Here is an 18,561-nt window from a genome sequence, read left to right as displayed (position 1 = left end):
ATAAAGAGTACGTAAATGTAATAATTTTACCACTTTAAATTTTACTAAGCAAACCCTTATCCTTATTTATAAAGAATATGTAATGTTAACTTAAAAAAGTTGTAAAGTTTATGAGATATCCTGAATAATTGAAGATAGTTGTTTTTTGCCCAGCAAGTTAGGAGTATATATGTCACTTTTGCAACTAATTCTCTTGTTGGTAATTGCGGCGATTTGTGGTAGCCTGGGGCAGGCTTTAATCGGTTATTCAGCTGGTGGCTGCTTAGTTTCGATTATTGTTGGTATTATTGGTGCTTATATTGGGATGTGGGTAGCAAATGAATTTAATTTGCCTGTTTTCTATACTTTAAATATTGGGGGTAAACCTTTTCCGATAATTTGGTCAATTATTGGTTCGGCAATTTTTGCAGCTATACTGGCTCTAATTAATAGGTTAATCAGAGGAAATAGGTAGCTACCTATTGCTGCAAGTAACTTCTAAAATGCAAAGTAGATAAAATATCAACACCCAACCATGCAAATTCTGCAAAAAACCGAACCCAAACTGCAAGAACTGAAAACTCGCCTCATTGAAATTAAAGATATTGAATCTGCGGCTGCTGTGCTCAATTGGGATCAGGCGACTTATATGCCCCCCGGAGGTGCAGTCGCCAGAGGTAGGCAAATGGCGACTCTCAGACAAATCGCCCATGAAAAGTTTACCGATCGAGCTATTGGCGAACTGTTAGAGAATTTGCGTAGTTATGAAGAAAGTCTGCCTGATGATTCAGATGAAGCTAGTTTAATCCGGGTAACTCGGCGTTTGTACGATCGCGCCGTGCAAATACCCGCCCAATTTATGGCAAAATTCTCTTTACATCGTGCAGAATCATACAGTGCATGGGCAAAAGCTAAACCGGAAAATAACTTTGCAGCTGTGCAGCCATATTTAGAAAAAACTCTAGAATTTTGTCAGGAATATGCTAACTTTTTTCCCGGTTATGAACATATTGCCGATCCGTTAATTGATGGGGTTGATTATGGCATGAAAGCGGCTAGTTTGCGATCGCTTTTTGCCCAACTACGCCAAGAACTTGTTCCCATAGTCGAAGCTATTACTTCTCAAACTCCTGCTGATGATTCCTGCTTACATCAACATTTCCCGGAAGCAGAACAAATTGCTTTTAGTCATAAAGTAATTGAAAAAATAGGTTACGATCTGCATCGAGGCAGACAGGATAAAACCTTACATCCCTTCATGACTAGCTTTTCCATTGGTGATGTGAGAATTACCACTCGCGTTTACGAAAATCACCTTGGTCAAGCATTATTTAGTGCGATTCATGAAACTGGTCATGCCATGTATGAACAAGGCGTTAATATAGAATTTGAAGGCACACCTTTAGCTGATGGTACATCTTCGGGAGTGCATGAAAGTCAATCTCGATTGTGGGAAAATTTAGTGGGGCGGAGTCGCGGATTTTGGGAATATTTCTATCCGCAATTACAGGAATTTTTCCCGACTCAATTAGGTAATGTTTCGCTAGAATCATTTTATCGAGCAATTAATAAAGTGGAAAAATCGCTAATTCGCACCGACTCCGACGAAGTTACTTACAATCTTCATGTGATGATTCGGTTTGATTTAGAATTAGCAATGCTAGAAGGAAAACTTGCAGTTAAAGATTTGCCGGAAGCTTGGAACGATCGCTATAAATCAGACTTAGGAGTTGTTCCTGCAAATAATAGCCAAGGCGTAATGCAAGACGTACATTGGTACACAGGTACGATCGGCGGAATGTTCCAATGCTACACTTTAGGTAACATTATGAGCGCCCAATTTTTTGCCGCAGCACTGAAAGCTCATCCAGAAATTCCGGCGCAAATTCAGCAGGGAAATTGTAACACTTTACTCAATTGGTTGCAAGAAAACATCTATTATCATGGTTCCAAATACACCACTGCTGAATTAATTCAAAGAGTAACTGGTAGCAGCTTGAGCATTGAACCGTTTATTAGTTACATCCGTAATAAATACGGCGAAATTTACGATTTCTAAAGGCACTAAATGTAGAGACTTAAATGTAGAGACGTTATATATAACGTCTCTACATTTAAGTCTCTACATGATTCTGGATAAAGTGCAGTATGTATAAGTAGGTGCAAATAAATAAAGTGAAAATAGTTATCTATCAATGGGGTGGGCTCTCCTAGCCCGCCTTTATTTTACTTTATTTAGATCTACCTACTTAATTGACCGAACATGATATCAAGCATCATCCTAAAGAAAGGAAAAAATTTTATCCTTTCTCTCGACATTAATCATACTTACGATACAGGCATTAACCGTACAAATATGTAGCTTGGTAAAAGAAGTAAGTTACAGGAAGGTACTATGTCTGATTTGCTTAATGCTGTGATTAATAGTGACGAGAAAAGTGATTTGCGACATTTTCTCAGCGACTTGCGCCAACAAGAGAAACGATATTTACTCCGCAATGACATCCTGAATGCTTTTGCTAATTATTGCATTAAATATGAAAAAACTCAAGAATTTCAGGAAAATTCAAATTTAGGCAAGTTGATATACTACACTCAGGAAATTATTAGTGAGGATGGCAGCCTTTGCTTAATTATTCGTCCCAAAATTGCCTCCCAAGAAGTTTATCGACTCACAGAAAACTTCAAAATTGAGCCGATGACTACACAGGAATTATTAGATGTACGAGACTTATTGGTTAACCGTTTTCATCCCAACGAAGGGGACATTTTTGAAATTGATTTTGGGCCTTTTTACGATTATTCTCCGACAATTCGCGATCCGAAAAATATTGGTAAGGGAGTACAATTCCTAAACCGTTTTCTTTCTAGTAAATTATTGCAAGACCCGCAAAAATGGTTAGAGGCATTATACAAATTTCTCAGCCTGCATTCCTATAATAATATGCAATTGTTAATTAACGATCGCATCAAATCCCAGCAAGAACTTTCCGATCGCGTCAAACAAGCAATAAAATTTGTTAGTAATCGTCCAGCTGATGAACCCTACGAAAAATTCCGCTATGAATTACAAACAATGGGATTTGAACCCGGTTGGGGAAATACAGCTAATCGAGTGCGAGAAACTTTGTCCTTACTTGATGAATTAATTGATTCTCCAGATCCGCAAACTTTGGAAGCATTTATTTCTCGCATTCCGATGATTTTTCGTGTGGTTTTAGTTTCACCTCACGGATGGTTTGGACAAGAAGGCGTTTTAGGTCGTCCAGACACAGGAGGACAGGTAGTTTATGTGCTTGACCAAGCAAAAAGTTTAGAACAAGATTTGCAAGAACATATATCATTAACCGGGTTAGATGTTTTGGGCGTGCAATCAAAAGTAATTATTCTCACCCGCTTAATTCCTAACAATGATAGCACTCGTTCTAATCAACGTTTGGAGAAAGTTCACGGGACAGAAAACGCTTGGATTTTGCGAGTGCCTTTCCGAGAATATAACCCAAATATCACTCACAATTGGATTTCGCGATTTGAAATTTGGCCTTATTTAGAAACCTACGCCATAGATGCAGAAAGAGAACTTTTGGCAGAGTTTCAAGGACGACCAGATTTTATTGTCGGTAACTATTCAGATGGAAATTTGGTAGCTTTCTTGTTGTCCAGACGGTTGAAAGTCACTCAATGTAATATTGCTCATGCTTTAGAAAAATCTAAGTATTTATTTAGCAATCTTTACTGGCAAGAATCTGAAGATAAATATCATTTTTCTTTGCAATTTACTGCTGATTTAATTGCGATGAATGCAGCGAATTTTATCATCAGTAGTACTTATCAAGAAATTGTTGGTACGCCGGATAGTGTAGGACAGTATGAGTCTTATAAATGTTTCACAATGCCGGAACTTTATCATGTAGTGAATGGCATTGAATTGTTTAGTCCAAAATTTAATGTTGTACCGCCTGGGGTGAATGAAAATGTTTATTTTCCCTATACTCGTGAAGAAGAGAGAATTAAGAGCGATCGCGATCGTCTAGAACAAATGTTATTCACCCAAGAAGACCCAGAACATATTTTCGGTAAATTGGATGATCCAAATAAGCGTCCGTTATTTTCAATGGCGCGACTCGATCGAATTAAAAATATGACTGGGTTAGCAGAATGCTTTGGCAAAAGTCAGGCTTTACAAGAACGTTGTAACCTAATTTTAATCGCAGGTAAATTGCGCGTTGAAGATTCAGGTGACAATGAGGAAAGAGACGAAATTGAAAAGCTGTATCGGATTATTGAACAATACAATTTGTATGGCAAAATTCGCTGGTTAGGTGTGCGTTTACCTAAGAATGATTCGGGAGAAATTTATCGGATCATTGCCGATCGCCAAGGCATTTTTGTCCAACCTGCTTTGTTTGAAGCTTTCGGTTTAACTATCTTAGAAGCAATGATTTCGGGATTACCAACTTTTGCGACTCAATTTGGTGGGCCATTGGAGATTATTCAAGACAAAGTAAACGGGTTTTATATTAACCCAACCAACTTAGAAGAAACCGCAGAGAAAATTACGGAGTTTCTCTCTAAGTGTGACCATAATTCAACCTATTGGCAGGAAATTTCTCAGCGAGGAATTGAACGAGTTTACAGCACCTACACTTGGAAAATTCACACCAACAAGTTGTTATCTTTGGCACGAATTTATGGCTTTTGGAACTTTACTTCTAAGGAAAACCGCGAAGACTTGTTGCGCTATTTAGAATCTTTGTTCTATCTGCTTTATAAACCAAGGGCGCAAAGTTTGTTAGCACAACATATCCATTCCTAAGAAATAGCGATCGCCAAGAGGACAGCAAAGCGATCGCAACTTCAAACAGTAACTCTCACAAATATAGAGATGCTACCCAAATAAAGCATGAACAGTCTTTTCCTAATTTCAAGTTAACTTGTGATTGTTCCGGTTAACTTACCCGAAAGGGTGATCGACGTTTAAATCCCCGACTTCTTGAAGAAGTCGGGGATTTAGTTGTTTGTAGTAGGAACTTTAGTGCTAAACTTTACTACAATATAACCAAGTATACTCAAATGTTCTTGTAAGAAAGTAACATAATAACCTGTGCTACTATGACTTAAACTTAGGAAAGAACTTGGTTATTAAGACAGCAAAGCATTCCAAGTTGCAGGCCCAACGATTCCGTCTACTTTTAAATGGTGACTCTTTTGAAATCGTCTAACCGCATCTTCAGTACGAGGCCCAAAATCTCCATCAACTTTTAAAGAGTAACCTTTTTTATTGAGGAGTTGTTGTAAGTACATAACATCCTTACCTTTACTACCAAGGCGGATAATTGTTCTAGCTGGCATTTTTGTTTCCTCCAAAAATTCAATGTTTGTTTCTACATTTATAAGGTAATTCTTTTATAGTGAAATATGCAGTACCCGGTAGTAGTATTTATCTATTTAGTTAATTTAAAAGCTAGATTATTTCATATAAAAAAAGAGCGATCGCTAACAGTTGAAAAGCGATCGCTCTTTTTAATTACTATCTACTTAAGCAATTGATTTATCAAAACTAACTTAAAAATATTAGGAACAAACAGGATTACTTAAACTCAAGCGGGTAGAGTCCGTTCCAAGTCCTTGGCCCCACAATTCCATCAACTGGAAAACCTCGATCTTTTTGGAACTTTTTGACAGCATTTTCGGTTTTTGGCCCAAAGATACCATCGATCGCCACAGGATAACTTAATAGATTAAGCCGTTCTTGCAATACAGTAACATAACCACCTGTGTTACTATCTGTGCTACCACGACGTAAAGTTGGGAAAGAAGTTGAGTATTCAGAAAGCAAAGCATTCCAAGTTGCAGGCCCAACAATTCCGTCTACTTTTAAATAGCGATTCCGTTGAAATTCCTTCACCGTGGCTTCAGTACGTGGCCCAAAAATTCCGTCAATTCTGGCAGAGGAATCGTAATCTCTGTTATGGAAGATTTCTTGTAAGAATTTAACATATTCACCTTTACTACCTAAACTGAGAGTAGGGAATTGAACATTAGTGATAGATTGCATTTTACTTACTCCAGAAATTAAATGTTTGTTTCTACATTTATAAGGTAATTCTTTTATATTGAAATATGCAGTACCCGCTTGTAGTATTTATCTATTTAGTTAATTAAAAAGCTAGATTATTTCATATAAAAAAAGAGCGATCGCTAATAGTTTAAAAGCGATCGCTATTTTTGATTATCAGCTAGTTAAGGTATCGATTAATGGATGAAAACTAACCGGATTAATTAGTTAAACATACTGAAGATTGCATTCCAAGTTTTTGGGCCGACAATGCCATCAACTACCAAACCATAACTTTTTTGGAACTTTTTGACAGCAGCTTCGGTTTTTGGCCCAAAGATACCATCGATTACCAAAGCATCAGTAAGAAATTCATTTAGAGATTGTTGCAATAAACGAACATAATGACCTGTGCTACCACGACGTAAAGTTGGGTAAGAACGTGGGTCGTCAGGAAGCAAAGCATTCCAAGTTTTAGGGCCAACAATTCCGTCTACTTTTAAACCGTGACTCTTTTGAAATTTCTTCACTGCATCTTCAGTAAGTGGGCCAAAATCGCCGTCAACTTTTAAAGAGTAACCGTAGGAATTGAGGATTTCTTGTAAGAGTTTAACGTCGTCGCCTTTGCTACCTTTACGCAGAGTTGGTAAGGAAGATTCACATTTAGCTTGAACATCAGTAATAGATTTCATTTTCTTCACTCCAGAAGTTGAATGTTTGTTTCTACATTTCTAAAGTAATTCTTCTAGAGTGAAATATGCAGTACCCGCTAAGGTAATTTACCTATTTAGCTAAGAAAAGCACTTAACTATTTCATGTAAAAAATAGCGATCGCTAACAGTTGAAAAGCGCTCGCTATTTTTAGCTATTATCTAATTAAGGATTCAATAAATTGAAAGTAACTCAACAGCGTGAATTAACTGGCGGCGAGTTTTAAAATAGCGTCGCCTAAAGCACGCCAAGTTTTCGGCCCAACGATACCATCAACTCCCAGACCACGAGCTTGTTGGAACTTTTCGACAGCTTTTTTAGTCTTATTTCCGAAGACTGCATCAAAGAGAATTTGATATCCAAGAGCAATCAGGACTTGCTGTAAAAAGCGCACTGCTTCATCAGAAGTACCAACTTTTAAAATAGGCATAGAGATATTGATTGTTGTAGTTTCGTTAGTGGATTGCATTTTCTTTACTCCAGAAATTAAATGTTTGTTTCTACATTTATAAGGTAATTCTTCTAAAGTAAAATATGCAGTACCCTCTAGGGTAATTTACCTATTTAATTAATTAAAACTCTTGATTACTTTAGATAAAAAAATAGCGATCGCTAGCAGTTAAAGCTCGATCGCTATTTTTGGCTATTATCTAGTTAAGGATTCGATAAATTGAATTAAACTTAACAGTTTGAATTAGTAGCGATTGGCACAAGCATCGCCCAAAGCACGCCACGTCATTTTTCCAACTATACCATCAGCCTTCAAACTATGATTTGCTTGAAAGTTCTTGACAGCAGATTTAGTAACTTCGTTGAAGTTTGCATTAAAGTAATCGGAAGTCATATAACCGTAACAGATGAGAAGTTGCTGTAAAAAGCGCACTGCTTCACCAGAAGTACCAGATTGCAAAACGGGCATATTGATTGTTGTAGCTTGAGTAGTGGATTCCATTTTGTTTACTCCAGAAATTGAATGTTTGTTTCTACATTTCTAAAGTAATTCTTCGGCTTTTAAATATGCAGTACTCTCAAGGGTAATTTGTTAAAATTAAGGGTTTTATTTCATATAAAAAATAGCGATTGTCAGCACTCATCTGATGAATAACTCACCAATATTGCTCAGTTTTTAATTCTGAAATAGTCTGACTCAAACAAAGGAAAGACAGCGATCGTGATATATATATCAGGCGATCGCTGAATTTTCACTGTTAATTATTGCTAATTAGCAGAATAGTTAATTAAGAAAGTTCGCTTAACTCCTGCCAAGTAATTGGCCCCACAACTCCATCTACTAGCGCCAACTTGCGAGCGGTTTGGAAAGCTTTAACTTGTTCCTCTGTCTTAGGACCAAATATCCCATCAACTGTAGTGGGTAAACTTTGGAAGGTAAGCAGCCGTTGTAAAACCAGAACCGCATCACCAGAACTTCCGTTTTGTAATGTTGGGAGACCAATCATTAATAATTCTCCTAAAAAGGTATTCACCTCCATAATCCAGCAATTAAACTGACAATCAGGAATATTTTGACAACAAAAAATTTTTTTATTTCTGTTCAGGATAACTTATACAAAAAAATCCGGTTTGGCTAAAAAGACTTTGATTAATTGATTGGATTGTACTTACTCAGAATAGAAAAAGGTAGGATTAATTCAAGAATTTACCCTACCTTTGGATTGGCTATGTTAGCCGATTCCTTCAATTACGGGATGGAAGTAGAAAGCTAACCCTAAAACCGCGTAAGCTGCTAATAGTAAAGTTCCTTCTAACCAGTTCGATCGCCCATCCGAACTAATCGAATTAGCAATTAATACAGCTACAGCTACAGCTACTAATTCAAATGGATTAAAATCTAAATCCATTGGTTGACCAAATACAAAACCAGCTAAAACTAATACTGGGGCGACAAACAAAGCAATTTGTAAACTGGAACCTACTGCAACGGAAACTGAAAGATCCATTTTATTTTTCATCGCCACAGTGACAGCGGTTGCGTGTTCCGCAGCGTTACCAACAATGGGAACAATAATTACACCAGTGAACAAAGCTGTTAATCCTAAACTTTCGGTTGCTACTTCTAAAGAATCAACTAAAAGTTCTGATTCTACTGCTACCATCAAAGTGCAAGCTAATAGTATGCCAATCCATAAAGGTAAGTTAACTTTACCACCAGCTTCTTCGGGAGCAAGATTTGATTCGGCGAATGCTTCTAACTCACCGGGATCTACATCTGCTACACCTGCGTCGTAGAGATAGGTGTGGGTACGCATAGAAAACAGCAAAGTCAATCCGTAAACTATGATGAGGACGATCGCCACCGCACTAGAAAAAGTTTGCATCGTACTTTGGGAAATACCCTGCGAGGTGTAATTTACCATTGTGGGTAATAACATGGCAATTACAGCTAAATTCATGGAAGAAGCATTAACTCGCGCCACTATCGGCTGAAATTCTTGCTCTTTGTAACGTAAGCCCCCTAAAAGCATCGAAAGCCCCATAACTAAAAGCAAGTTACCAATAATGGAACCTGTCAAGCTGGCTTTTACCACATTGATGAATCCAGCCTTCAGCGCCACTAAACCGATAATTAATTCAGTAGCATTACCAAAAGTCGCATTTAACAACCCTCCCAAGGAAGGGCCAACAACTACGGCAATCTCTTCTGTAGCCGTTCCCATCCAAGCTGCTAAGGGTAGAATTGCCAAAGCTGAAGTAATGAATATTACTATCTCTCCCCAGTGCAGGAAGTGGGCGGCAATGGAAATCGGAATGAAAATTAAAAGGGCTAGGAAAATTCTATCTTTACTCAGCATTTAGTTTTGCGTATTTTGAGTCATTCTAATTATGCACAGGGTTAGAGAACTATAAAAGTGGCACAGCATAACAAATTTTTCTAAGGGTATAGAGCAAAATTATAATAGTAAACAATTATTTATTTTATTTACTAATTTTGGCAATTCTTAATTTAAATTTTCAATAGTAGTTAATTTTCGTAAATTAATGTGGAAGAATTCTAAAATTTAGGGTTTAATCTAGAAAGATAAAAGAAAATACCTAATCTCGGTATGTGGCTTTTATTTCCTAAGTAAAAGATCGCTTGTAGTAAGGTTCTCGATCGCTACGGATTCCACTAAATATCTATTAGTCTTTGCTCCCCAGCTATAGCCAAAAAATCACCACCTGGAAGGCTAAAACCCAATACCAAGGCGGTTCGGCAAGCTGTTTAACCTTTCAAATTGGACTTAGTACTTATGACTGCTTTCGCAGATTTACCAACTTCCCTCGCAGGGAAAACTGAGAACATCACGGCATTAACAACGAATAATGAGTCGGGGATCGATCCCCAACAAATTACCGGAGTTTTTGTCACGGTTCACGGACATTTCTATCAACCACCAAGGGAAAACCCTTATTTGGATGCGATCGAACGGCAACCAAGTGCATCACCTTTTCATGATTGGAATGAACGAATTCACCACGAGTGCTACCGTCCTAATGCCTTCGCTAGGGTATTAAATGACAAGGGCGAACTAGTGGGGATCATTAATAACTATGAATACATGAGTTTTAATATTGGGCCTACACTCATGTCATGGTTAGAAAAATATGATTTAGAGGTTTATCAGAGAATTTTAGAGGCCGATCGGAAAAGTGGCGATCGACTAAACGGGCACGGAAACGCGATCGCCCAAGTATACAACCACATCATCATGCCTTTGGCGAACACCAGAGACAAATACACCCAAATTCGCTGGGGCAAAGAAGACTTTCGTTCCCGCTTCCACCGCGATCCCGAAGGAATGTGGTTAGCGGAAACCGCTGTAGATTACGCTACCTTAGAAGCGGTAATTGCTGAGGGGATTCGCTTCTTAATTTTGGCACCTTCCCAAGCCCAACGTTGCCGACCTTTACCCACAGAAGAACAACCGGAATCAGAATGGTTAGAAGTGGGAGGAACACAGATCGATCCTACCCGACCTTACCGTTGTTTTTTGCCCGGAACTGACAAATTTATCGATATTTTCTTCTATGACGGCCCGATCTCCAGAGATATGGGCTTTAACGATGTGCTCAATAGTTCCCATAACTTAGCGGGACGAATCGGCATGGCAATCCAAGGGGATCATCGTCCCGCCCAATTAATTTCCGCTGCTACCGATGGCGAAACCTTTGGACATCACAAGCATGGCACAGAAAAATGCTTGGCTTATGCTTTTACCAGCGAGTTTGCCAGTCGGGGTTGGCAAGTTACCAACTTTGCCCATTATTTAAGCTTGAATCCTCCGACTTGGGAAGTAGAACTAAAACCTGTGACCGCTTGGAGTTGTAGTCACGGAGTCGATCGCTGGCAAGAAGACTGCGGTTGTGGTGGTGGTGGGGGATGGCACCAAAAATGGCGGCGACCTTTGCGCGATGCGTTAGATTGGTTGCGCGATCAATTAATTGAAGTTTACGAGGAAGTGGGGCGGAAGTTTTTCTTAGATCCTTGGCAAGCTAGGGATGAATATATTAAGGTGATTCGCGATCGATCTCCTGCCAATGTCGAACAGTTCTTAATCAGACATCAGTCTCGGAAACTGGAGTCAGGAGAAAGAATTGATGCTTTGCGTTTGTTAGAAATGCAGCGTCATGCGTTGTTAATGTACACCAGTTGCGGCTGGTTTTTTGAAGAAATTTCTCGCCCGGAAGGTGTGCAAATTCTCCGTTATGCTTCCCGTGCTTTAGAATTAGCAGGAGAAGTGGCAGGTGTACATTTAGAAAAAGAATTTGTCGATCGCCTCGCCACCGCCCCCAGCAACGTCGATACCTTCCGCAGTGGCGATGAAGTTTACCGTCAGTTAGTAGTTTCCGCACAAGTAAACTTCCAACAAGTAGCTGCACATTACGCCATTTCTTCCCTGTTTACCACTTATCAACCCGAACAGCAAGTTTATTGTTACACCGCTAATCAAATAGATTACCAATTACAGCGGATGGGTTCCTTAACTTTGGCGATCGGACAGTTGAAATTGGTGTCAGAAATTACTTGGGAAAGTGCAGATTTAACCTTTGCCGTGTTGCATTTAGGCGGTTGGGATTTCCACTGTTGTATTAAGCGGTTTACTTCTCGTCGCGCTTATACGCAAATGAAAGAACAATTATTTGATATTTTGCAACAAGCAAGTGCAGCACAAGTAATTTTGGCAATGGTGAAATTGTTCGGCGATCAAAACTTTAGTTTAGAGAATTTGTTTGCTGAAGAACGTCATCGGATTATGCGTTTGTTAACCCAGGAAACTTTGGTGCGGTTGGATCAACTTTATACCCAAGTTTATCGGGATAATTTTGGTGTGTTGCGGGCATTTCATCGCGACGAGTTACAAGTACCGCAAGAGTTACAAGTTGCAGCAGAAGTTGCTTTGAGTAATCGGGCGATTACGACAATGCGATCGCTAGAACAAGTAATTAGCGATTTAGCTTTTGAAGATCCGCAAGTAGGATTGGCAGAAATTGGGGAGTTAGAAGCAGTTGCGATCGAAGCGAATAGTATGCGCTGTAAGCTAAAAATTCGCGAAGGTAAGCAAATGATGGAACGGTTAATTTTGCGGTTGCTTTGGCATCTATTACATGATGCTAATCCCACCAAAATGGAAGCCGAAATTCACCGTTTAGAACGGATGGTTGATGTTAGCTACCGTTTAAATCTTGGGTTATCTTTGGATCGGGCACAGGAAATATTTGCTAAGGCTTTGTCGAAGCAAATTACGCCTAACTTTGTTTCGGTAAGTGCGGTTTTGGAAGGGGGAAAGGGCGATCGATCTCCCGCTTGGGAATTAACCCAAATGCGTCCTTTAATTCGCCTAGCTGAAAAACTCAAAGTTGACATCGACTTTTGGGTAAGTCAGTTAGTGTAAGAATTTAGATCCCCGACTTCTTGAAGAAGTCGGGGATCTGGGGCTTCAGTCACGAAATTCAGGTGATAAACAATTAAAGGGTAGTTAAAGATACTATTTAACTTGTTTATTAGCCTGTATATTTAGATAGATTTTGGGTGAGTTAGTAAAATAAAGCGATCAAATTACTAGAAAAATTAGACATTTGCTTAAGACTACATTCCGTCAAACATCGATCTTCTTTAATACAAAAAACTTTTTCCGTCAATAAGCAATATTGCTTAAATAAAGATAAATTCACTATTTTACCTGCTATTTAGACAAACATTCAGTGACGATCGTCACAGTCATTAAATACAAAATTTACAAAAATTAATGTTATAACGTAAAAGTAATCTAAGTTTGAAAGTGAACAGCAGCAAACTGCTGTGTTAATTGGCATCGCAAAAAGTTTTTGAGAAAAATAGCCGTCATGAGTATAGTCGAAACCAAACTCGAAGTAACCGAGACTGCTTTTCATGTAGCTGGTTACGAAAAGATTGAGTACAGTCTCATTTATGTAAATGGAGTTTTTAATCCACAAAACTCTGAGATTGCAGACACTTACCAAAAATTTGGACGCTGCTTAGCAGTAGTAGATGCCAATGTAAATCGATCGCACGGACAAAAAATTCAATCCTATTTCCAACACCACAACATCGATTTAACTGTATTTTCTATCTCCATCCCAGAACTAGAGAAAAATCTTAGAACGCTGGAGAAAATTATCGATGCTTTTGCCGAATTTGGCTTATTGCGTAAAGAACCAGTTTTGGTAATTGGCGGTGGTTTAATTACTGATGTTACAGGTTTAGCTTGTGCGGTTTATCGGCGCAGCAGTAATTATATTCGCATTCCCACAACTTTGATTGGGTTAATTGATGCGAGTGTGGCGATCAAAGTCGCAGTCAATCATAATAAACTAAAAAACCGTTTGGGTGCTTATCATGCTTCCCAAAAAGTGATTTTGGATTTCTCCTTTTTGGAGACTTTGCCAACGGCGCAAGTTCGCAACGGTATGGCAGAATTAGTAAAAATTGCCGTTGTTTCGGAAGGGCAAGTTTTTGAATTGTTGGAGAAGTACGGCGAAAAATTGCTGCATAGTCATTTCGGCTATCTTGGCGATCATTCCGAACTGCAAGAGATTGGTCAAAAAATTAATCATCTGGCAATTAAACGAATGCTAGAGTTGGAAGTTTCTAACTTGCATGAGTTAGATTTAGACCGAGTAATTGCTTACGGACATACTTGGAGTCCGACTTTAGAATTAACGCCTCGCATACCTTTGTATCACGGTCATGCTGTTAATATTGATATGGCTTTATCGGCTACAATTGCAGCAAATCGGGGTTATATTACGACTGAGGAACGCGATCGCATTCTCCAATTAATGAGTCGTTTAGGTTTAGCATTGGATCATCCTTTGTTAGAAATCGATTTGTTATGGCGTGCAACTGAATCTATTATCTTAACTAGGGATGGTCAACTACGCGCCGCTATGCCAAAACCGATCGGTACTTGCTTCTTTGTCAATGATTTGACTCGCGAAGAATTAGAAGCAGCAGTAGCAGATCACAAGCGAATTTGTGCTACTTATCCTCACGCAGGTGCAGGCGTTGACGCTTATGTGCAAAGCGAAGAACCGGAATTAGTTGGGAGTCGGGGATGAGTGATAGTGTAGTTAAAGGCGATCGAGCAAGACCCGTCACACCTTTAGGCATTTTGGTAGAAAAGCTGGAAAAAGTTGTCAAAATGGCTGAAACAGCGACAGTTTCCGCTGAAATTAACAACGCACTGCAAGAAGTTTATCAACTAGCCGCTGGTATCGATCCCTATTTGGAAGAAATGACAACCCAAGAATCTCCTGCTTTAGCGGCGTTGGCGAAAAAGACTAGCGAAGAACCTTGGAGTAAACGCTTTAGCGATCGCGCCACTGTGCGACAGTTAGAACAGGAAATGCTTTCGGGACATATTGAAGGGCAAACTTTAAAAATGTTTGTCTACATGACTGGCGCAAAAAACATTTTAGAAATTGGAATGTTTACCGGATATTCAGCGTTAGCAATGGCGGAAGCATTACCGGAAAATGGGCGAGTTGTTGCTTGTGAAGTGGATGAATATGTAGCTAATTTCGCCAAAAATTGCTTTCAAGAATCACCTCACGGCAGTAAAATTTCTGTAGAAGTTGCGCCAGCTTTACAAACTTTGGACAAATTAGCAGCAGCGGGAGAGTCCTTTGATTTGGTGTTTATTGATGCCGATAAAAAGGAATATGTGGATTATTTCAAGATGCTGCTAGACAAGGGTTTGTTGGCAGAAAATGGGTTTATTTGTGTGGATAACACTTTGCTTCAAGGGGAACCTTATTTACCTGCGGAAAAACGTAGTGTTAATGGAGAGGCGATCGCCCAATTTAACCACATTGTTGCCCAAGATCCCAGAGTTGAACAAGTTTTGTTACCTTTGCGAGATGGGTTAACTGTGATTCGGCGAATAAACAGATGAGTAGTGATATCATCTCCTTCTGCTAAGGTTTTGCACCTGTCATTTTAGCCCACCTGCGAATCAATTCGCAGGCTAATAGCTGAACTCCACTGAAGTGGACTGAAAGCTTTTAATCTCAATTATTTTAGTCCTCTTTAGAGGACTTTCGCTATGAGCCTGGGACTTGAGTCCCAGGCGGATTTTGGGCTGATGCAAGATGTGATGTAGTGCTAGGAAATACAAACAATCTCGATATAATCGAAGTTGATCTGATATGAAAGAGCGAATTTTTGGCGGGTTGCAAAATTTAGGGACTTTGGCGCTTTTAGCGATCGCATTTCCCTTTAATTTAACGATTGTATTAACAGCATTATTGGGGAATTTGATTAGTCAACCTTGGCAAAAACCAAGAGTGAAAAACCCGAAACCAAAAAATATTATGCTGACTGGTGGAAAGATGACAAAGGCGCTGCAACTGGCGCGATCGTTTCACGCATCTGGACATCGGGTGGTATTAGTTGAAAGTCATAAATATTGGTTAGTTGGTCATCGTTTTTCTAATGCGGTCGATCGCTTTTATACTATTCCCGCACCGTCGCAAGATCCCGAAGATTATACACAAGCTTTATTGGCAATAGCTAAACAAGAAAACATCGATGTTTATGTTCCCGTTTGTAGTCCGATCCAAAGTTATTATGACTCTTTAGCTAAACCTATTTTATCAGGTTGTTGTGAAGTTTTTCACTGCGATGCTGAAGTGACAAAAATGCTGGATGATAAGTTTACTTTTGCTGAAAAAGCGCGATCGTTCGGTTTACCTGTTCCCAAAACATTTTTAATTACAAACCCCGAAGAAGTGCTGAATTTCGACTTTTCCCAAGAAAAACGAAAGTACATTTTAAAAAGTATTGCTTATGATTCGGTGCATCGCTTAGACATGACTAAATTCCCAATGGAATCTAGGGAAAAAATGGCGGATCATGTTCGCAGTTTACCGATTAGTAAAGATAACCCTTGGATTATGCAAGAGTTCATTCCAGGGAAAGAGTATTGTACACATAGCACTGTAAGAAATGGCGAGTTAAGAGTACATTGTTGCTGTGAATCTTCCGCTTTTCAAGTCAATTATGAAAATGTGGATAACCAGAAAATTTTTGAGTGGGTGAGTCATTTTTTCCGGGAATTCAAATTAACCGGACAAATTTCCTTTGACTTTATTGAAGCGGAAGATGGAACGGTTTATGCGATCGAATGTAATCCCCGAACTCACTCAGCAATCACCATGTTTTACAATCATCCCAAATTGGCAGATGCTTATTTAAATGATGAATCAGATCCAGATTATCCTTTGCAACCTTTAGCGAATAGTAAACCAACTTATTGGTTGTACCATGAAATTTGGCGGTTGACTGGAGTGCGATCGATCGAACAATTACAAACCAGATTAAACATTATCTTACGTGGTAAAGATGCCATCTTTCAACTTAACGATCCCCTACCATTTTTAATGGTACCTCACTGGCAAATCACCTTATTGTTGCTAAAAAACCTGCAAAAACTTAAGGGATGGGTGAGGATAGATTTCAACATTGGTAAACTCGTAGAAATCGGCGGAGACTAAAGGTACGTTGTTGCGCTTCAGCGCTAAAATCTAGCGCTAAAGCGCAACAACGTACTTTATATTTCATTTATCGCAGTCTTTAATAACTCCTTTAGAGAAATTCCTGCTACTTTCGCCATACAGGGAATCACACTTTTAGTAGCAAAAGAACAATACAAACCAGCTTCTAAAAACCAAGGTTCTCCATTTGGATCGATGCGAAAATCAAATAAACTGTAATGACGACAACCTAAAGCTTGATGACACTTTTTAGCTACTTCTTGAACCTTTTCGGTGAGAGGATCTTTAGGGTCTACAATCCAAGCAGTGATATTATCTTTAGCAGTTAAAAACAAGTTACCATCGTCATTTTTTTGGATTTTATCAGCATAATTGCGAATCGGTTTTTTCTGGGGATCTACCAAATACTCTTCAAGAGGTAAACCTACTAATTCCCCATCTTTAACAATAATGCCACATCTGACTTCTCGACCTAGTTCGATAAATTCTTCTACTATTACCTCCGAATCATATTCAAATGCTTTTTGCAAAGCAGCATCATATTCACTAACATCTTTAACTAAAACTACCCCTAAAGAGTTGTCGGAACTTGCAGGTTTCACGACTGCTGGAGGTAGAATTGTGGGAACATCTCCTTTGCGGAGAACTTCTCCGCGAGGTACTTTTACCCCTGCTGCGGCGACAATTGCTTTTGCTCTTGCTTTATGTGCTGCGATCGCCATAACATCAGAAGTATTACCGATATAAGGAATTTTCAGTAAGTCGAATAAACCTCGGTAATAAGTCATTCCCGGAAGACAAAACATTTGTGGTAAAACAACGTCAATGTTTTGCGCTGAAATAAATTCGATCGCCTCAAACAAAGTCATCTGTTTAGCGACAGCAATATCTTCTAAACTCAAAGAAGCAGGAAATCGCCAATTGCGATCGGGTGTAATATATGCAATTAGAAAGTCATAGCATGGATCTGCTGTTGCTGTGAGACAATCTTGAGCATAAAGGCGTGACAAATCACAGTAAAAATCACTTTCAGCAGACCCAACTAAATGAAGAATATGTAGCGATCGCATAATTAATCTTTCTATCTAATAACATTACTTATTGTAGGGTGCGTTAGTGATAACGTAACGCACCATCCCACTGTTAAGAGTGAACAACTGAAGTCGTCACAACGAACCTTAAAAAGAGTACACTCTCCCAGTTTCATCAATATAAACTGATCTATCTTCGTCTGCGGGATTACCTGCTAAACGAACGCGAACAAACAGTTGATTTTGTCGAGGATCAGTACTGTAGTCAAATGCCAACTCTTCTGGTGAATAAATATTAACATTAACGATATCAGAAACTTGACTAATGCTTCCTGCCGTAAAATTAGTTGTCCCATTTGGAAGCAAAATTCCCGCTGCATTACGACCAAAAGCATAATTAACCCGAACACCAGATTGATTCAAAACTGTAATTTTAATCGGTTCTTTAGGGTTAACCTGTGCTTGGGGTTGCCAAAAACCAGAGGAAAAAGTATTTGCACCTGTTTTAGGTTGAGAAAAAACAGCGTTAGGAATTGTTACGGTGATGCTGCTAAGTAGTACCAAAGCGCCTAAAAATCTTATTTTCATCTTTACCTTTTCTTTACCCAATTATGCGTAATATTTAAATTTTGGGTTTTCATTTTAATAGTATGCTTACTGGGAGGAATTTTTATTTTTTATACTAAAAATTTTACATTTGGGAATTTAAAAGCGCAGATCAACGAAGATAAAACTGTAGAGACGTTGTATACAACGTCTCTACAACAC

17 protein-coding genes are annotated in these 18,561 nt (G+C 38.9%); 8 read left to right on the top strand and 9 right to left on the bottom strand.

Features of this window, described 5'->3' with window-relative positions; all coding sequences use genetic code 11:
• The first annotated feature begins 169 nt into the window (after positions 1–169).
• The 3 genes from ACE1CC_RS14040 to ACE1CC_RS14030 all read left to right on the top strand — a co-directional run bounded on the left by ACE1CC_RS14040 (position 170) and on the right by ACE1CC_RS14030 (position 4,795).
• Complete coding sequence (locus ACE1CC_RS14040) at positions 170–454, top strand: GlsB/YeaQ/YmgE family stress response membrane protein (RefSeq protein ID WP_413271054.1); 285 nt, start codon at positions 170–172, stop codon at positions 452–454.
• 60 nt (positions 455–514) lie between these two features.
• On the top strand, positions 515–2,038 hold the full coding sequence (locus ACE1CC_RS14035) for a carboxypeptidase M32 (RefSeq protein WP_413271053.1): 1,524 nt from the start codon (positions 515–517) through the stop codon (positions 2,036–2,038).
• 336 nt (positions 2,039–2,374) lie between these two features.
• Positions 2,375–4,795: a sucrose synthase gene (locus tag ACE1CC_RS14030; protein WP_413271052.1), complete on the top strand. Its 2,421-nt coding sequence runs from the start codon at positions 2,375–2,377 to the stop codon at positions 4,793–4,795.
• A gap of 326 nt (positions 4,796–5,121) precedes the next feature.
• On the opposite strand, the gene ACE1CC_RS14025 is transcribed toward ACE1CC_RS14030, so the two are convergent.
• The gene (locus ACE1CC_RS14025; protein WP_413271051.1) at positions 5,122–5,331 is read right to left on the bottom strand and encodes a peptidoglycan-binding domain-containing protein; all 210 of its coding nucleotides are present in this window, start codon (positions 5,329–5,331) and stop codon (positions 5,122–5,124) included.
• 66 nt (positions 5,332–5,397) lie between these two features.
• On the opposite strand from ACE1CC_RS14025, the gene ACE1CC_RS14020 reads away from it, so the two are divergent.
• A complete protein-coding gene (locus tag ACE1CC_RS14020) occupies positions 5,398–5,529 on the top strand; it encodes a hypothetical protein (protein WP_413271050.1) in 132 nt (43 codons plus the stop codon).
• 40 nt (positions 5,530–5,569) lie between these two features.
• Here the strand turns inward: ACE1CC_RS14020 and ACE1CC_RS14015 are convergent, their stop codons facing one another.
• The 6 genes from ACE1CC_RS14015 to cax all read right to left on the bottom strand — a co-directional run bounded on the left by ACE1CC_RS14015 (position 5,570) and on the right by cax (position 9,558).
• On the bottom strand, positions 5,570–6,037 hold the full coding sequence (locus ACE1CC_RS14015; RefSeq protein ID WP_413271049.1) for a peptidoglycan-binding domain-containing protein: 468 nt from the start codon (positions 6,035–6,037) through the stop codon (positions 5,570–5,572).
• A 224-nt stretch (positions 6,038–6,261) separates the two neighbouring features.
• The gene (locus ACE1CC_RS14010; protein WP_413271048.1) at positions 6,262–6,729 is read right to left on the bottom strand and encodes a peptidoglycan-binding domain-containing protein; all 468 of its coding nucleotides are present in this window, start codon (positions 6,727–6,729) and stop codon (positions 6,262–6,264) included.
• A gap of 224 nt (positions 6,730–6,953) precedes the next feature.
• Entirely contained in the window at positions 6,954–7,217 is a 264-nt protein-coding gene (locus ACE1CC_RS14005; protein WP_413271047.1) for a peptidoglycan-binding domain-containing protein, read from the bottom strand.
• A 225-nt stretch (positions 7,218–7,442) separates the two neighbouring features.
• Positions 7,443–7,700 (bottom strand): peptidoglycan-binding domain-containing protein, encoded by a 258-nt coding sequence (locus ACE1CC_RS14000; protein WP_413271046.1) that lies wholly within the window; start codon positions 7,698–7,700, stop codon positions 7,443–7,445.
• A gap of 286 nt (positions 7,701–7,986) precedes the next feature.
• The gene (locus tag ACE1CC_RS13995; RefSeq protein WP_413271045.1) at positions 7,987–8,205 is read right to left on the bottom strand and encodes a peptidoglycan-binding domain-containing protein; all 219 of its coding nucleotides are present in this window, start codon (positions 8,203–8,205) and stop codon (positions 7,987–7,989) included.
• Between the two features lie 225 nt (positions 8,206–8,430).
• The gene (cax, locus tag ACE1CC_RS13990; RefSeq protein WP_413271044.1) at positions 8,431–9,558 is read right to left on the bottom strand and encodes a calcium/proton exchanger; all 1,128 of its coding nucleotides are present in this window, start codon (positions 9,556–9,558) and stop codon (positions 8,431–8,433) included.
• Between the two features lie 438 nt (positions 9,559–9,996).
• Between cax and ACE1CC_RS13985 the strand changes: the two genes are divergently transcribed.
• From ACE1CC_RS13985 to ACE1CC_RS13970, 4 genes are all read left to right on the top strand, one after another.
• Positions 9,997–12,639: a DUF3536 domain-containing protein gene (locus tag ACE1CC_RS13985; RefSeq protein ID WP_413271043.1), complete on the top strand. Its 2,643-nt coding sequence runs from the start codon at positions 9,997–9,999 to the stop codon at positions 12,637–12,639.
• A 451-nt stretch (positions 12,640–13,090) separates the two neighbouring features.
• Positions 13,091–14,326 (top strand): sedoheptulose 7-phosphate cyclase, encoded by a 1,236-nt coding sequence (locus ACE1CC_RS13980; protein ID WP_413271042.1) that lies wholly within the window; start codon positions 13,091–13,093, stop codon positions 14,324–14,326.
• On the top strand, positions 14,323–15,162 hold the full coding sequence (locus ACE1CC_RS13975) for an O-methyltransferase (protein WP_413271041.1): 840 nt from the start codon (positions 14,323–14,325) through the stop codon (positions 15,160–15,162). The genes ACE1CC_RS13980 and ACE1CC_RS13975 overlap by 4 nt, the downstream gene beginning before the upstream one ends.
• Before the next feature lie 253 nt (positions 15,163–15,415).
• Positions 15,416–16,762, top strand: a complete 1,347-nt coding sequence (locus ACE1CC_RS13970; RefSeq protein WP_413271040.1) for an ATP-grasp domain-containing protein — start codon at positions 15,416–15,418, stop codon at positions 16,760–16,762.
• A 56-nt stretch (positions 16,763–16,818) separates the two neighbouring features.
• On the opposite strand, the gene ACE1CC_RS13965 is transcribed toward ACE1CC_RS13970, so the two are convergent.
• Together ACE1CC_RS13965 and ACE1CC_RS13960 are read right to left on the bottom strand one after the other, a co-directional pair.
• On the bottom strand, positions 16,819–17,832 hold the full coding sequence (locus tag ACE1CC_RS13965; RefSeq protein WP_413271039.1) for a D-alanine--D-alanine ligase family protein: 1,014 nt from the start codon (positions 17,830–17,832) through the stop codon (positions 16,819–16,821).
• Positions 17,833–17,940: 108 nt separating this feature from the next.
• On the bottom strand, positions 17,941–18,381 hold the full coding sequence (locus ACE1CC_RS13960; RefSeq protein ID WP_413271038.1) for a hypothetical protein: 441 nt from the start codon (positions 18,379–18,381) through the stop codon (positions 17,941–17,943).
• Between the last annotated feature and the right edge of the window lie 180 nt (positions 18,382–18,561).

The organism is Floridaenema aerugineum BLCC-F46 (assembly GCF_041929345.1).
GTDB lineage: Bacteria > Cyanobacteriota > Cyanobacteriia > Cyanobacteriales > Aerosakkonemataceae > Floridanema > Floridanema aerugineum.
This window is presented reverse-complemented; position numbering and strand designations above follow the sequence as displayed.

Excerpts from the sequence above, each read along its gene's own strand:
- ACE1CC_RS14040 (WP_413271054.1), top strand. The coding sequence starts at position 170 with ATGTCACTTTTGCAACTAATTCTCTTGTTGGTAATTGCGGCGATTTGT.
- ACE1CC_RS14035 (WP_413271053.1), top strand. The coding sequence starts at position 515 with ATGCAAATTCTGCAAAAAACCGAACCCAAACTGCAAGAACTGAAAACT.
- ACE1CC_RS14030 (WP_413271052.1), top strand. The coding sequence starts at position 2,375 with ATGTCTGATTTGCTTAATGCTGTGATTAATAGTGACGAGAAAAGTGAT.
- ACE1CC_RS14025 (WP_413271051.1), bottom strand. The coding sequence starts at position 5,331 with ATGCCAGCTAGAACAATTATCCGCCTTGGTAGTAAAGGTAAGGATGTT.
- ACE1CC_RS14020 (WP_413271050.1), top strand. The coding sequence starts at position 5,398 with ATGCAGTACCCGGTAGTAGTATTTATCTATTTAGTTAATTTAAAAGCT.
- ACE1CC_RS14015 (WP_413271049.1), bottom strand. The coding sequence starts at position 6,037 with ATGCAATCTATCACTAATGTTCAATTCCCTACTCTCAGTTTAGGTAGT.
- ACE1CC_RS14010 (WP_413271048.1), bottom strand. The coding sequence starts at position 6,729 with ATGAAATCTATTACTGATGTTCAAGCTAAATGTGAATCTTCCTTACCA.
- ACE1CC_RS14005 (WP_413271047.1), bottom strand. The coding sequence starts at position 7,217 with ATGCAATCCACTAACGAAACTACAACAATCAATATCTCTATGCCTATT.
- ACE1CC_RS14000 (WP_413271046.1), bottom strand. The coding sequence starts at position 7,700 with ATGGAATCCACTACTCAAGCTACAACAATCAATATGCCCGTTTTGCAA.
- ACE1CC_RS13995 (WP_413271045.1), bottom strand. The coding sequence starts at position 8,205 with ATGATTGGTCTCCCAACATTACAAAACGGAAGTTCTGGTGATGCGGTT.
- cax (WP_413271044.1), bottom strand. The coding sequence starts at position 9,558 with ATGCTGAGTAAAGATAGAATTTTCCTAGCCCTTTTAATTTTCATTCCG.
- ACE1CC_RS13985 (WP_413271043.1), top strand. The coding sequence starts at position 9,997 with ATGACTGCTTTCGCAGATTTACCAACTTCCCTCGCAGGGAAAACTGAG.
- ACE1CC_RS13980 (WP_413271042.1), top strand. The coding sequence starts at position 13,091 with ATGAGTATAGTCGAAACCAAACTCGAAGTAACCGAGACTGCTTTTCAT.
- ACE1CC_RS13975 (WP_413271041.1), top strand. The coding sequence starts at position 14,323 with ATGAGTGATAGTGTAGTTAAAGGCGATCGAGCAAGACCCGTCACACCT.
- ACE1CC_RS13970 (WP_413271040.1), top strand. The coding sequence starts at position 15,416 with ATGAAAGAGCGAATTTTTGGCGGGTTGCAAAATTTAGGGACTTTGGCG.
- ACE1CC_RS13965 (WP_413271039.1), bottom strand. The coding sequence starts at position 17,832 with ATGCGATCGCTACATATTCTTCATTTAGTTGGGTCTGCTGAAAGTGAT.
- ACE1CC_RS13960 (WP_413271038.1), bottom strand. The coding sequence starts at position 18,381 with ATGAAAATAAGATTTTTAGGCGCTTTGGTACTACTTAGCAGCATCACC.